Here is a 13,287-nt window from a genome sequence, read left to right on the forward strand (position 1 = left end):
TTCCCAGCGGAAGAATTGACGTCCTCTCCGGTCCGGAGGCCAGAGATTCCTACGCGCATGTGGAAGCATGCGATCGGTGGGTTCCTGCTTCTTCGCGCGCTGCCACACCGGGGTGAGGTCTTACATGCGCTCCACCGACACCGGTCGAGTGTCGCCCACCTGCGTGGGAGGCGTTTAGCCTCTCCGCCCGTCCGGCGGCGAGGATGTTGCGGGCGGCGTTGAGATCTCGGTCGTGGGAAGTGCCGCAGCGCGAACAATCCCACGAACGAATCGCCAGAGGTTTGGCTGTGTCGACTGTCCCGCACGCCGAGCACATCCTAGTCGATGGGAACCATCGGTCAATCCGAACTATGTCGCGACCGTACCTGGCGGCCTTCTCGGTCAGCATGGTCGTGAACAGGCTCCAGCTGGCGTCGTGCACTGATTTTGCCAACCGGGTGTGCGCCAACGCGGCCACACACAAGTCTTCGAGATAGATCGCTTGGTTCTCGCGAACGATCTTCGTCGACAGTTGGTGCGCGAAATCGCGGCGTGCGTCACTCACCCGGGCATGTACTTTGGCTACCCGGATGCGGGCCTTCTCTCGGTTCTTGCTGCCCTTCTCCTTGCGGGACAGTGACTTCTGGGCTTTGGCCAGTCGCCGCTCGGCGTTGCGAAGGAATCGAGGGTTGGCGATGGTGGTGCCATCGCTGAGGACGGCGAACGACGACAGGCCGAGATCGATCCCTACTTCGGTATCAGTGTGCGGCAAAGGGTTTGATTCGACATCGACAACAAATGATGCAAAGTACCGACCGGTGCTGTCCAAGATCACGGTGACACTGGACGGCTCACCCGGGAGGTTTCGTGACCACCGGACTCTGAGCTCCCCGATCTTCGGCAGCCGGAGCCTTCCGCCTGGGGTGATTGCGAAGCGAGCATTGCGTGTGAACCGGATCGTCTGCCGGGTGTCACGGCGGGATCGAAACCGAGGCGGTCCCATACGCGGGCCGCGGCGCTTGCCGGAAAGGGAATGAAAGAAGTTGCGGTAGGCCGTGTTCAGATCTGCGAGGGCCTGCTGCAGTACCACTGCCGACACGTCGGACAGCCAGGTGCGTTCGGTGGTGCCCTTTGCTCTCGTGAGTGCTTTGGACAATTCTGCATCGTCGATGTAGGGCTTGGCGTCGCGTCGTGCTTGTTCGCGGGCCGCGAGTGCATCGTTGAATACCACACGCGCGCATCCGAACGCGCACGCCAGCGCCGCTTGTTGCTTCGGAGTGGGTTCAAGGCGGTACCGGTATCGTAGCTGCACAAAATGAACGCTATGTTCTCATTGGCCGCAGCGGACCTATTCGGGTGCGGCAAGCCCGAAATGTCGCGTGTTGCAAGGGGGTTGGAGTGGCTGGCAGGCTGAGTCGGGGTCCGATGCGACACTTCTGTGGAACCAGGACATGCAGGCGGTGAAGACAGTATGCGGCAGCTGCATGCCGCCGATCTCGTAATCCATTGCCGCGCCCATCATCCCGGCGTCGGAGAAGGCGCGCAGGGCGCGGCCGACGGCGGGGATGATGTGCACCTTCTCGCCGTCGAACGTCGGCTCGGTCAGATCGTTCTCGCGATTGTGCGGGGCGAAGTACCTGGTGGCCAGTTCCTGGCTCAGCTGCAGTACCTGGTCGAAGGTCTCGCGGGAGTGGTCGGCGAACCGTTCCCGCCCGGTGAGCGCCTCCACGTCCAGCCAGTCGTAGAGCAGGAATTCGATATCGCGGGCGGACATGATCAAGGACGGCTGCATGCTTTCCACAATGCCGCCTCCCCGCGACTTTTGCGCGCGGCGGGGTGCCGTTGGCGTCGCGGACGCGTGCTGCCGGTCAGGTGGGTATCTGAATTCTGGACGTACCCGGTGAGTTACCCGGCCCGAACGAAATCAGTCGGTCACCTCCCGAAACCGACCGTGGCCGGGGCTAGGAGCGTACGGCCGAGCGGCCGCGATGCAGACGTCCGAAATGTCCGGGCGACTGGCCTTTCCAGGTGCGGAAGGCCGAGGCGAAGGCCGATACGCTGGCGTAACCGAGGCGGTCGGCGGCCTGCTCGACGGTGAGACCGGCGATCAGCAACTCTTCGGCAAGCATGCCGACGGTTTCGGTGGACAGTTCTCGGAAGGTGGTGCCCTCCTCGGCCAGTCGGCGACGGAGCGTGCGCACGCTGACATCGAGGTCGGCGGCGATGCGGGTCTGATCGGCGGAGCCGCCGTGGCGGATGAGCAGCTGGCGCACCCGGCCGCTGAGCCCGCTGCGGCTGCGACGGCTCTCCATGAGGTCGGCGCACTGCTGCTCGTAGTAGCGGGAGGTGGACAGATTCGACTGCGGGAGCGGGGTTTCCAGGGAGGCGGCGCTGAAGAACATGCGCGACTGCGGCATGGAGAACTGCACCTCCTCGACACCGAAGACCGCGCCGAACATCTCGTAGATGGGGTGCGGATCCACGTAGAGCTCCACGCGCACCGCGGGGAAGCGGATGGGAATCAGGTCCTGCTGCACGGTGGCGATGGCCGCCAGATCACGTTCCAAGCAGAAACGCCGGATTTCCGGAGGGAGGAAACTGTCGTCGCGCACGACGCACACGTCCACGCCGCGGTCGTCGATCCAGTGCCGGGCGGCGGTGAACGACAGGTCCGAATAGCGCAGCGCCACCTCCATGGCGTGCCGCATGGTGGGGCTGCTCATCAGCGCAAAACCCAAGACGCCCAAGGACGGTGGATGGCACAGCAGCCCGGCGAGCAGGCCCATGCCGGGTTCGTCGTCGGTGGCGGCGACGACATTGCGCATGAGCGTCAATTCCTGGACGAGGGTGACCTCGGTGTTCGCCTCCCGCAGGGCGGCTTCGCTGATGCCGGTGTCCTGCAGGATGGTTCGCAACGACAGACCCCGGCCGACGGCGAAATCGGCCAGCAGCGCGCTGCTGGTCATGGATCGCAGTTGCGCCAACTCTTCCGTCACTCAAGCAGTCTCGCAAACTTTCGGCGTCCGTAGAGCTGTTACCGGTCGGTAAGTTGCCTGGTGCGGCCTATATTCGCCGATTCCTGGCCCATTGTGGGCTGGTTGCCCGAAACCCTCAGCCATACGGTGAGATTCATGCACACAGTGCGCGCCCCGCACGTCCGGGTGCCGGATGCCGGAAAGGTCCGTCCGCCGATGCTCACCGTGATCGCGCCCGCCGACGGCCACGTGATCGACACCATCCCCACCGACAGCCCCGAACGGGTGCGGGACGCCGTCGAACGGTTGCGCGGCAACAGCGAACTATGGCGGTCGCTCGGCGTCGTGGGCCGTGTGCACTGGCTGACCATGTTCCGAAACTGGTTGCTGGACAACAGGGATACCGTCGTCAGCCTGCTCGGCTGGGAGACCGGCAAACCCGAATCCGAGACCGAGGCGGAATTCGCCCTCGCCGTCGACACCCTCGACCACTACCGCGCCCAGGCCGCCGACTTCCTCGGCGGCCGGTATCCGCAACTGTCCCTGCGTCCTTCGGCCGCCATGCAGCTGGCCGTCACCGACCGCAGCTGCGCGGTGGTCGGGGTCATCGGGCCCTGGACATATCCCCTGGCGCTGGCCATGTTCGACGCCGTGCCCGCACTCGTGGCCGGCGCCGCGGTCATCGTGAAATCCTCCTCCGAAACGCCGCTCACCATGCGCGCGGTCGCCGACGGCTGGGCAAGTGTCGGCGCCCCAGCGGTTTTCGACACCGTCGCCGGGCACGACGCCGGCCCCGCGGTCCTCGACAGTGTGGATTTCGTTCGTTTCACGGGATGCGTGGAAACCGGCAAGGTGGTCGCTTTGCGCGCCGCCGGCCGCCTCATCCCGTGCTGTCTCGATCTGGGCGGGAAATCCGCGGCGGTGGTCCTCGCGGATGCCGACCTGGATCAGGCGGCGGCCTGTATTGCCCTGGGAGCGCTGGCACACTCCGGGCAATCCTGCAATTCCGTAGAACGCATCTACGTGGAGAGCAGCGTCTACGAACCGTTTCTCTGCCGGCTCGTAGACGAGGCCGCCGCATTCGCACCCCTGGCCGGGGACGAGCCGGGCGCCGGTGTCATGACCTCCGCCTCCCAGGTCGCCCGCATCCGAGATCAGGTTCGCGACGCCCTGCTCAAGGGCGCGACCCTGCGCTGCGGCGGCACCGGCACCGGCCACACCTTCGAGCCCACCGTCCTCGGCGACGTCGACCCCACCATGGCCGTACTCACCCAGCAAACCCTCGGCCCGATCCTGCCCGTGGTCCGGGTCGCCGACGCCGGCGAAGCCTTCGAACTCGCCCTGCGCCCACCCGCCGGCCCCTGCGCCAGCATCTGGACCGCCGACACCGCCGCCGCAGTCCGCGCCGCCGGCCGCTTCGCCCCCATCCGCGTCGGCATCAACGACGTCTCCCTGCACATCGCCCACCCCGTCCCGTACTGACTACAGTGGGGTTCGTGCAGACCGACACGACGCCGAACAGCTTGGTACACATCTGCTCTCGCGCCGAATGGGAGGCCGCGCAGGAGGCGGGGGAGTATCGGGCGGCGTCGCTGGAGGAGGTGGGGTTCATCCACCTGTCCGCGCCGTATCAGGCGCATCTGCCCGCCAATCGGATCTTCCGGGGGCGGTCGGATCTGGTGTTGCTCCGGCTGGATCCCGGTCGCCTCAACTCGCCGGTGAAATGGGAGCCGGGGGTGCCCACCGATCCGGCGTCCATGCTGTTCCCGCACCTGTACGGGCCGCTGCCGCTGACGGCCGTCACCGAGGTCACCGCGTACGAACCCGGCGCTGACGGGGAGTTCGCGCCGCTGGTCTAGGCACGGCGTGCCGATGGTCGGCGTGTCGGGCGTGTCGTGTCTTACTGTGGTGGGCGTGAATGTCGATGTGACAGCGCTGCCCGGTATCGGTGTGCGGAAGGATTTCGAGGTGCGCTCGGGGCGCCGGATCGGGGTGGTGGCACACCGGGACGGGGCCATCGACCTGATCGTGTCGCAGCGCGACGATCCCGATGCCTGCCTGGCGCAGGTGCCGCTGACCACGGACGAAGCCGCGGTACTCGCCAATCTGCTGGGCGCGCCGCAGCTGGTGGAGAAGCTCAAGGAAGATCACCGGGACCTGCCCGGGATCACCACCCGGCAGCTGCCCATCGGCAGTGACTCGCCCTACCTCGGGCGCATGCTCGGCGAGACCGCCATGCGCACCCGCACCAAGGCCTCCATCGTGGCCGTGATGCGCGCGGGACAGCTGCACCCCTCGCCCGGACCCGATTTCGTCCTCGACTCCGCGGACCTCCTGGTCGTCGTCGGAACCCCGCAGGGCCTGGACGCGGCCGCGCGGATCCTGGCCGACGGCTGAGCGCGGTGGACACGACCGCCCTGGCCCTGATCGAGCTCGGCGCGATCTTGTTCGCGCTCGGCATGCTGGGACGGGTCGCCGGTCGGTTCGGCATGTCGCCCATCCCGCTCTACCTGCTGGGCGGTCTGGCCTTCGGCAGCGGCGGCGTCTTCGAGATGCAGGCCGCCACCGAATTCGGGCACCTCGCCGGGGAAATCGGTGTGGTGCTGCTGCTCCTGCTGCTCGGATTGGAATACACCGCGGCCGAATTGGTGACCGGCATGCGCCGGTCCTGGCTGGCCGGTCTGCTCGACATCGTCGCCAACGCCACGCCCGGCGTGGTGGTCGCGCTGCTGCTGGGGTGGGGTGTGGTCGGCGCGGTCACCATGGGCGGCGTCACCTACATCTCCTCCTCCGGCATCGTCGCCAAGGTGCTCAACGACCTGGGGCGACTGGGCAACCGGGAGACGCCGGTGATCCTGTCGATCCTGGTGTTCGAGGATCTGGCCATGGCGGTGTACCTGCCGATCCTCACCATGGTGCTGGCCGGGGTGGGCTTCGCCGCCGGACTGAAATCCCTCGGGATCGCACTGCTCGCCATCACCGTGGTGCTCGTGGTGGCGCTGCGGTACGGGCGCTACGTGTCGGCGATCGTGGACAGCAACGACAACGAGGTGTTCCTGCTCAAACTGCTCGGCGCGGCCCTGCTCGTCGCGGGAGTGTCGGCGGCGCTGAACGTCTCGGCCGCGGTGGGCGCGTTCCTGCTGGGCATCGCCATCTCCGGATCCACCGCCACGCAGGCGGCGAAACTGCTGGAACCACTGCGGGATCTGTTCGCCGCCATCTTCTTCGTGGCCTTCGGGCTCAGCACCGATCCCGGCGCCATCCCGCCGGTGCTCGGCTGGGCGATCCTGCTCGCTGTGGTCACCACGCTGACCAAACTCGGCACCGGGTGGTGGGCGGCGCAGCGGCAGGGCATCCGCCGCATGGGCCGCGCGCGGGCGGGCGCGGCGCTGGTGGCGCGCGGCGAATTCTCCATCGTCATCGCCGGACTCGCGGTCTCGATGGGCGGGGTGGACGGGCAGCTGGCCGCACTCGCCTCGGCCTACGTGCTAGTGATGGCGGTGCTCGGGCCGATCGCCGCGCGCCTGGTCGAGCCCACCGTCCGGTTCTTCCAGCGGGACAAGCCCGTCGTCGACCCCGGCGCGACCGCCGATCCGATCGGGCGCTGAACGCCGCAGCAGCGGCAGCACCCGGCGCGACACCACCACCGCCGCGCCGCCGATCAGGAAACCGATGAGCACGGCGAAGAAATGACCGTAGTCGGTGAAGGTGCGGCCCTGCCACAGCGCGGCGCCGTAGAAGAGCAGCAGGCCCGCCGCCCAGATCCAGCGGGCCGGACCGCGTAATCGGAAGGCCAGGGCCGCCAGCATGGCCGAGATGCCGTAGCTGGGGCCCACATCGGCGGCGACCGTCACGCGCAGCGGAATCAGATGCTTGTCCACCTTGTGCGCGATACCGACCGCCACGATCAATGTCGCGCAGATGTGGCCGCTCGCCACCACCAGGATCCAGCGCAGCGAACCCAGCCAGCGTTCGGCCAGCGCCATGAAGGTCAACAGGATCAGGATCTCCGACCACGGGAAACCGCCCTCGGTCCAGAACGCCGAGGCGACCAGTACCTGGATCGGATCATGTTGCAGATTCCGGAGATTCGTGGACGCGGACAGGATGAGCCGGCGATCGAACGCGTCGCTGGTGCCGCGCAGCGTCCACCAGGTGACGAACAGGGTGAACGCGTAGGCGATCGAGGCGGGCGCGGCGGCCAGCAGCGTGCGATAGGCGGCGAGCAGGCGGCGCAGCCGCTGCGGCTGCCGCCCCCAGGCCCGGATACGCCGCCACTGCTGTGCGAGATCGATGGTGCGGACCCAGGGCGACTGGTAGGTACTCGCTGCCATCCGACGATGGTAGCTCCGGGCGGGCCGGATCCCGGGTAGCGGCAGCTCGGGATAACCGCAGGTGATACGAGGTTTCCAGACTTTACGCGGGGTAATACCCGGGGAAAACGCTGGTTACACGACAGCAATATTCGCGCGGAGGATCAGAGCTGCGGCCAATCCTGGTCAACTGATCGACAACCGTGCAGGAGTGCGAACCACCGTATGACGACCGCCAGCCGGACGGCGCAGACCGTCGAAGACACCGACGACTATCTCGCGAAACGAACCCTGCGCACCGGAACGGCGGGCTGGGTGCTGCTCGCCGGACTCGGCGTCAGCTATGTGATCTCCGGGGACTACTCCGGATGGAATTTCGGTCTGGCCCAGGGCGGATTCGGCGGACTGCTGATCGCCACCGTCTTGATCGCGGGCATGTACCTGGCCATGGTGCTCGGCATGGCAGAACTGTCCGCCGCCCTGCCCGCCGCGGGCGGGGGATACACCTTCGCGCGGCGGGCCCTCGGACCCTGGGGCGGATTCGCCACGGGCGCGGCGGTTCTCATCGAATACGCCATCGCGCCCGCCGCCATCGCCACCTTCATCGGCGGCTATGTGGAATCGCTGCACCTGTTCGGGATCACCGACGGGTGGTGGGTGTACCTGGCGGTGTATGCGCTCTTCATCGGCATCCACCTGGCCGGGGCGGGGGAGGCGCTGAAGGTCATGTGCGCCATCACCGTGGTGGCGCTGGTCGGGCTGGCGATCTTCGCCGTCGTGGCGTGGGGGAAGTTCGACCTCGCCAACCTCACCGACATCCCGGTCGACCCGAATGCCGTTGGCAGCTCGTCGTTCCTGCCGTTCGGCGCGTTCGGGATCTGGGCGGCGGTGCCGTTCGCCATCTGGTTCTTCCTCGCCGTGGAAGGCGTGCCGCTGGCCGCCGAGGAGGCGCGGGATCCGGAGAAGAACGTGCCCAGGGGGATCATCGCGGCCATGCTGGTGCTGCTGGTCACCGCCGGCGCCGTGCTGGTGCTTTCCACGGGAGCCCTTGGCGCGGACAAGCTTTCGCAGTCGGGCAACCCGCTGGTGGAGGCGCTCGGCAGCGGGACCGCCGCCACCGTGGTCAACTACATCGGCCTCGCCGGGCTGATCGCCAGCTTCTTCTCCATCGTGTACGCGTACTCGCGGCAGACCTTCGCGCTCTCCCGCGCCGGATATCTGCCCACCGGCCTGTCGGTGACCAACGCGCGCAAAGCGCCGGTGCCGGCGCTGATCGTCCCCGGCATCATCGGATTCGGGCTCTCGCTCACCGGGGAGGGCGCGATGCTGTTGAACATGGCCGTCTTCGGCGCGGCCGTCAGCTATGTGCTGATGATGGTGAGCCACATCGTGCTTCGGGTGCGTGAACCCGGAATGCGGCGGCCCTACCGCACCCCCGGCGGCATCGTCACCACCGGGTTCGCCCTCGTCATCGCCTGCGTCGCCGTGGTCGCCACCTTCCTGGTGGACCCGGTCGCCGCAGGCTGGACCCTCGCGGCCTTCTGCGCCTTCATGCTCTACTTCGGCCTCTACAGCCGTCATCGGCTGGTCGCCTCCTCACCCGACGAGGAGTTCGCCGTCCTCGCCCGCGCCGAGAAGGAGCTCGAATGACGGTGTACCACCAGCGAATCGGCGGCACGAACCACACCTTCGACGGCCTGGTCGACCTGCTCGCCAAGGCCACCCCGCGTCGCAGCGGCGACGAATTGGCAGGGTGCGCAGCGCATTCCGACGCCGAACGCGCCGCCGCGCAGTGGGCGCTCGCCGAGGTGCCGCTGACCATGTTCCTCGACGATCCGGTGGTGCCCTACGAGACCGACGAGGTCACCCGGCTCATCATCGACAGCCACGATCGCGGTGCGTTCCAAGCGATCTCGCATCTCACCGTGGGCGGGCTGCGGGACTGGCTGCTGGACGCCGCCGCCCGCCCGGACGCGGCTGCCGTGCTGGCCGTGGTCTCGCCCGGGCTCACCCCCGAGATGGTGGCGGCGGTCAGCAAGCTCATGCGCAATCAGGATCTGATCGCGGTGGCCAGAGCGGTCGAGGTACGGGCCGGATTCCGCACCACCGTCGGCCTGCCCGGCACCCTCGCCACCCGCCTGCAACCCAACCACCCCACCGACGACCCGCGCGGCATCGCCGCCGCGGTGCTCGACGGCCTGCTGCTCGGCTGTGGCGACGCCGTGATCGGCATCAACCCCGCCACCGACTCGCCGCAGGCCACCGCCGACCTACTGCACCTGCTCGACGAGGTGCGCCGCCGCTTCGACATCCCCACCCAGTCCTGTGTGCTCTCCCATGTCACGACCACCCTCGGGCTCATCGAAACCGGGGCCCCGGTGGATCTGGTCTTCCAATCCATCGCGGGCACCGAAGGCGCGAATTCCGGCTTCGGCGTGAACATCTCACTGCTGCGCGAAGCCAACGAGGCAGGCCGCTCGCTGCGGCGCGGCACCGTCGGCGACAATGTCATGTACCTCGAAACCGGCCAGGGCTCAGCCCTTTCCGCGGAAGCGCACCTCGGCACCGGTGGCAAGCCCGTAGACCAGCAGACCCTGGAGACCCGTGCCTACGCGGTCGCCCGCGACCTCGACCCGCTGCTGGTCAACACGGTGGTCGGCTTCATCGGCCCCGAATACCTCTACGACGGAAAGCAGATCATCCGCGCCGGCCTCGAAGATCATTTCTGCGGCAAACTCCTCGGCCTGCCCATGGGCGTGGACGTCTGCTACACCAACCACGCCGAAGCCGACCAGGACGATATGGACACCCTGCTGACCCTGCTGGGCGCGGCGGGCTGCGCCTTCGTCATCGCGGTCCCCGGCGCCGACGACGTGATGCTGGGCTATCAGAGCCTCGCCTACCACGACGTCCTCTACGCTCGAAAGGTTCTCGGCCTGGACCCCGCCCCCGAGTTCAAGGCGTGGCTCGACCGTCTCGGCATGTTGTCGCCCGACGGGCGCGTCCTCCCGGTGGAACCGCTGTCGTCGCCACTGCGCGCCCTGGTGAGTGCTCGATGAACCACCGCACCTGTCCGGGCGGGGCGTGGATAGTGCCCGCACGCGCCGAAGGCCCTGCGCCACAGCATGATCAGGCCGCCAGCACGCGCGGCCCGCGACCGGCCCACCGCCTCGGCGGGGGCTGCCGACCGAACCCCGCGGGGTCGGAGCAAGGAGGTCCAGCGTGAACCCGCACCTCGCCGAGGTGGATCACCCATCCGGCGGCGGAGCCGGCTCGGCGGTGCACGCCGAAGGCCGCTCGGCGGCCCAGACCGGTTCGCCCGCACTCGAATCGGGGCGGGCGCCGGCGATACCGACCGACTTCTGGAGCGAGATCCGGCACACCACGCAGGCGCGAATCGGCCTGGGGCGCACCGGAGATGCCCTTCCCACCGCGGAGGTGCTGGCGCTGCGCGCCGCACACGCCGCCGCCCGCGACGCGGTGCATCGCCCCCTCGACGTGGGTTCGTTCAGCGCCGCCGTGGCCGCGCTGGGATTGGGGGAGCCCGTCCATATCGCCAGCCGAGCCGGTGATCGTTCCGAGTACCTGCGCAGACCGGACCTCGGCAGACTGCCCGATGCCACGGGAGACGCTGCCGGACAGGGCCTTTCCGCGATCACGCCGACCGGCGCGGATATCGGCATCGTGCTGGCGGACGGATTGTCGCCACGCGCGCTGACCGACCACGGGGTGGCCATGGTCGCGGCCCTGACCGAGGCCCTCGGCGGGCGATACACCCTCGCACCGCCGGTCATCGCCACCCAGGCGCGGGTCGCGCTCGGTGATCACATCGGCGAAGCCCTCGGCGTCACAACACTTCTCGTACTCATCGGTGAACGCCCAGGACTCTCGGTGGCCGACAGCCTCGGCATCTACCTCACGCACCGGCCCCGCCCCGGCCGCGCCGACTCCGAACGCAACTGCATCTCGAATATCCATCCGCCCGAAGGCCTCACCTACACCCGAGCCGCCCAGGTCGCAGCCGGCCTGGTCGACGGCGCCCGCCGCCTGGGGCGCTCCGGGGTAGACCTCAAGGACACCTCCGCGGACTCGTCACTGGACGCGGCCGAGCTCCTCGTACTCGAGGCCGGAGACGCCGCCTCCTGATATCCATGTCCGGAGCATGGCAGCTGAGCCCCGTCGCGGCCGGGAACGTATGGTTGCGGTGATGTCGCCGAAACGCCCGTTGCCCGCCGCCGGTGCTGTGCTGGCCGGATTGCTTCTGCTCATGCTGGCGCAACTGCTGGCCTTCACCGGGTACACGCTGCGCTGTGCGCGGCGGCCGCATCGGCCGGGGGCCGAGGTGATCGTCGTGCTGGGGTGCCGGCTGCGCGAGGGTGGGCCGGGGCGGCTGCTCACCACACGGCTCGACCGGGCCGTGGAGGTGTACCGGGTCGAGCGCGAGCGTGGGAATGCGCCTGTCGTAGTGGTTTCCGGTGGGCTGCACGCGGATGACGAGGTGACCGAGGCCGAGGCCATGGCGCGGTATCTGGAGGGAGCCGGGATTCCCCGGGAGGGTGTGGTCGTCGAGGATCGGGCACGCAATACCGAGGAGAATCTGCGGTTCGCGGTGCGGGAGATGCGGATTCGCGGGATCGACCCGGATGCGGCGCGAATCACGGTTGTGACCAGTGATTTTCACGTGCTGCGGACGGCGGGGCTGGTTCGGGTGCTCGGACTGCGGGCGGAGGTCGTCGGCGCGCGAACCTCGCGGTGCCTGACGCGATTCGCGTACCTGCGGGAGTTCGTCGCGGTGCTCGTCATGGCCGGGCGGGTGCCGCGGGTGAGCCGGGAAGCGGCTGCCTAGGCCGGTGCGCGGGCCGGGTACCCCGGGACGAAAGTCATCCGATGGGATGAGATTCGCGAGGGTACTCGAGCCTTTCGGGTGATCCCAGGGGTGGCTGTCGCAGACAATCATGATCGGCATGCGACGAATCCCGAGCCTCGACATTCTTCGCGGATTCGCCCTGTGCGGAATTCTCTTCGTCAACGCGCCCGCGATGCTGCGGCTGTCGACCACGCCGAACGGGACCGTGGATCCGGTGGTGCGATGGCTGGAATTCGGCGTCTACCACCGGTTCTTTCCGCTGTTCTCGGTGCTGTTCGGGATCGGGTTCGCGCTCATGTGGCAGTCGGCGCGGCGGCGGACCGCCTCACCCCGGCTGGTGCTGCTGCGCCGGATCCTCGCGCTCGGCGTGCTCGGCGTCCTGCATCAACTGCTGCAGCCCGGCGAGGCGCTGCTGCCGTACGCGATCGTGGCCCTCACCCTGCTGCTGCCCGCGACCTTCCTGCCCACACGATGGGCCGTGCCCGCGACCGCCGCGGTCGGCGGCGTGTGCACCGTCGCCGCGGTCACGGTGGGGTCGGGACCGCTCATGGTGCCCGGACTGTTCCTGCTCGGCTTCGCGGCCGGGACGGCGGAGCTGCCGCGCCGCGTCGAACAGGCCGGATCCTGGGTGCCGCCGCTGCTGCTCGCCCTGCTCACGCCGGCCGCCGTGGTCGCGGTCATGTGGCAGTCGACGCATCCGGGCGCCTCGGTCGGTGCGGGCCTGCTGCTGGCCGCCGTGTACGCCTGCGCGGTATCCATGCTGGTGCACACCCGCTCCGGGGTGATCGGCGGTGCGCTCACCGCCCTGGGGCGGACCGCGCTGACCAACTATCTCGCCGCCACCCTCATCGTCGTGGCCGTCCGCGTTGTCGCGGAACCGCTGGGCCTCGGTTCGGAGGACGACGGCGCGTGGGACCGCACGCTGGTGTTGTGCGCGATCATCCTGGCGCTCCAGGCGACGGTGTCGATGCTGTGGCTGAAGCGATTCGACCAGGGGCCGGTCGAATGGCTGGTGCGGCGTCTCACCTGGGCTGGTGCGGCCCCGGCGGCCGATATGCCGCGGGCAGAAGCGGAAATCGGCGGTGAGCGGACAGTCGCCGCCGAGGCGGCGAATTCCGCACTGTCGCAGCCGGTTACGGTGAGCAGGATCTAG

Annotated in this window: 13 protein-coding genes; 9 read left to right on the forward strand and 4 right to left on the reverse strand. The window is 68.5% G+C overall.

From position 1 onward, the window contains the following. Window positions 1-49: 49 nt before the first annotated feature. The 3 genes from JK358_RS35110 to JK358_RS35120 all read right to left on the reverse strand — a co-directional run bounded on the left by JK358_RS35110 (window position 50) and on the right by JK358_RS35120 (window position 2,975). Window positions 50-1,291 carry an RNA-guided endonuclease InsQ/TnpB family protein gene (locus tag JK358_RS35110; RefSeq protein WP_307817889.1) on the reverse strand — a complete coding sequence of 414 codons (1,242 nt, stop codon included), beginning with the start codon at window positions 1,289-1,291 and terminating at the stop codon, window positions 50-52. Window positions 1,292-1,327: 36 nt separating this feature from the next. Then, the gene (locus tag JK358_RS35115; RefSeq protein WP_201956840.1) at window positions 1,328-1,771 is read right to left on the reverse strand and encodes an acyl-CoA dehydrogenase family protein; all 444 of its coding nucleotides are present in this window, start codon (window positions 1,769-1,771) and stop codon (window positions 1,328-1,330) included. 169 nt (window positions 1,772-1,940) lie between these two features. After that, window positions 1,941-2,975, reverse strand: a complete 1,035-nt coding sequence (locus JK358_RS35120; protein WP_201956843.1) for an AraC family transcriptional regulator — start codon at window positions 2,973-2,975, stop codon at window positions 1,941-1,943. A 135-nt stretch (window positions 2,976-3,110) separates the two neighbouring features. Between JK358_RS35120 and JK358_RS35125 the strand changes: the two genes are divergently transcribed. From JK358_RS35125 to JK358_RS35140, 4 genes are read left to right on the forward strand one after another with little or no spacing between them, the layout of a single operon-like run. Continuing rightward, window positions 3,111-4,436, forward strand: a complete 1,326-nt coding sequence (locus JK358_RS35125; RefSeq protein WP_201956846.1) for an aldehyde dehydrogenase family protein — start codon at window positions 3,111-3,113, stop codon at window positions 4,434-4,436. A gap of 14 nt (window positions 4,437-4,450) precedes the next feature. Then, window positions 4,451-4,813, forward strand: coding sequence for a DUF952 domain-containing protein (locus JK358_RS35130; RefSeq protein WP_201956849.1), 363 nt, complete (start codon window positions 4,451-4,453; stop codon window positions 4,811-4,813). Window positions 4,814-4,868: 55 nt separating this feature from the next. Beyond that, complete coding sequence (locus tag JK358_RS35135) at window positions 4,869-5,351, forward strand: cation:proton antiporter regulatory subunit (RefSeq protein ID WP_201956852.1); 483 nt, start codon at window positions 4,869-4,871, stop codon at window positions 5,349-5,351. Window positions 5,352-5,356: 5 nt separating this feature from the next. Beyond that, window positions 5,357-6,562, forward strand: a complete 1,206-nt coding sequence (locus tag JK358_RS35140; RefSeq protein ID WP_201956856.1) for a cation:proton antiporter — start codon at window positions 5,357-5,359, stop codon at window positions 6,560-6,562. On the opposite strand, the gene JK358_RS35145 is transcribed toward JK358_RS35140, so the two are convergent. Next, the gene (locus JK358_RS35145; RefSeq protein ID WP_201956860.1) at window positions 6,443-7,288 is read right to left on the reverse strand and encodes a rhomboid-like protein; all 846 of its coding nucleotides are present in this window, start codon (window positions 7,286-7,288) and stop codon (window positions 6,443-6,445) included. The genes JK358_RS35140 and JK358_RS35145 overlap by 120 nt on opposite strands. A gap of 204 nt (window positions 7,289-7,492) precedes the next feature. Between JK358_RS35145 and eat the strand changes: the two genes are divergently transcribed. The 5 genes from eat to JK358_RS35170 all read left to right on the forward strand — a co-directional run bounded on the left by eat (window position 7,493) and on the right by JK358_RS35170 (window position 13,287). Further along, a complete protein-coding gene (gene eat / locus JK358_RS35150; protein ID WP_201956873.1) occupies window positions 7,493-8,917 on the forward strand; it encodes an ethanolamine permease in 1,425 nt (474 codons plus the stop codon). Then, a complete protein-coding gene (locus tag JK358_RS35155; RefSeq protein WP_201956876.1) occupies window positions 8,914-10,326 on the forward strand; it encodes an ethanolamine ammonia-lyase subunit EutB in 1,413 nt (470 codons plus the stop codon). The genes eat and JK358_RS35155 overlap by 4 nt, the downstream gene beginning before the upstream one ends. A 289-nt stretch (window positions 10,327-10,615) precedes the next feature. Then, window positions 10,616-11,413: an ethanolamine ammonia-lyase subunit EutC gene (gene eutC / locus JK358_RS35160; RefSeq protein ID WP_201957084.1), complete on the forward strand. Its 798-nt coding sequence runs from the start codon at window positions 10,616-10,618 to the stop codon at window positions 11,411-11,413. Window positions 11,414-11,474: 61 nt separating this feature from the next. After that, window positions 11,475-12,113 (forward strand): YdcF family protein, encoded by a 639-nt coding sequence (locus JK358_RS35165; RefSeq protein WP_201956879.1) that lies wholly within the window; start codon window positions 11,475-11,477, stop codon window positions 12,111-12,113. A 118-nt stretch (window positions 12,114-12,231) separates the two neighbouring features. After that, window positions 12,232-13,287 carry a DUF418 domain-containing protein gene (locus tag JK358_RS35170; protein ID WP_201956881.1) on the forward strand — a complete coding sequence of 352 codons (1,056 nt, stop codon included), beginning with the start codon at window positions 12,232-12,234 and terminating at the stop codon, window positions 13,285-13,287.

It is taken from the genome of Nocardia acididurans (assembly GCF_016741815.1).
GTDB lineage: Bacteria > Actinomycetota > Actinomycetes > Mycobacteriales > Mycobacteriaceae > Nocardia > Nocardia acididurans.

Excerpts from the sequence above, each read along its gene's own strand:
- JK358_RS35115 (WP_201956840.1), bottom strand. The coding sequence starts at position 1,771 with ATGCAGCCGTCCTTGATCATGTCCGCCCGCGATATCGAATTCCTGCTC.
- JK358_RS35125 (WP_201956846.1), top strand. The coding sequence starts at position 3,111 with ATGCACACAGTGCGCGCCCCGCACGTCCGGGTGCCGGATGCCGGAAAG.
- JK358_RS35145 (WP_201956860.1), bottom strand. The coding sequence starts at position 7,288 with ATGGCAGCGAGTACCTACCAGTCGCCCTGGGTCCGCACCATCGATCTC.
- eat (WP_201956873.1), top strand. The coding sequence starts at position 7,493 with ATGACGACCGCCAGCCGGACGGCGCAGACCGTCGAAGACACCGACGAC.
- JK358_RS35155 (WP_201956876.1), top strand. The coding sequence starts at position 8,914 with ATGACGGTGTACCACCAGCGAATCGGCGGCACGAACCACACCTTCGAC.
- JK358_RS35165 (WP_201956879.1), top strand. The coding sequence starts at position 11,475 with ATGTCGCCGAAACGCCCGTTGCCCGCCGCCGGTGCTGTGCTGGCCGGA.
- JK358_RS35170 (WP_201956881.1), top strand. The coding sequence starts at position 12,232 with ATGCGACGAATCCCGAGCCTCGACATTCTTCGCGGATTCGCCCTGTGC.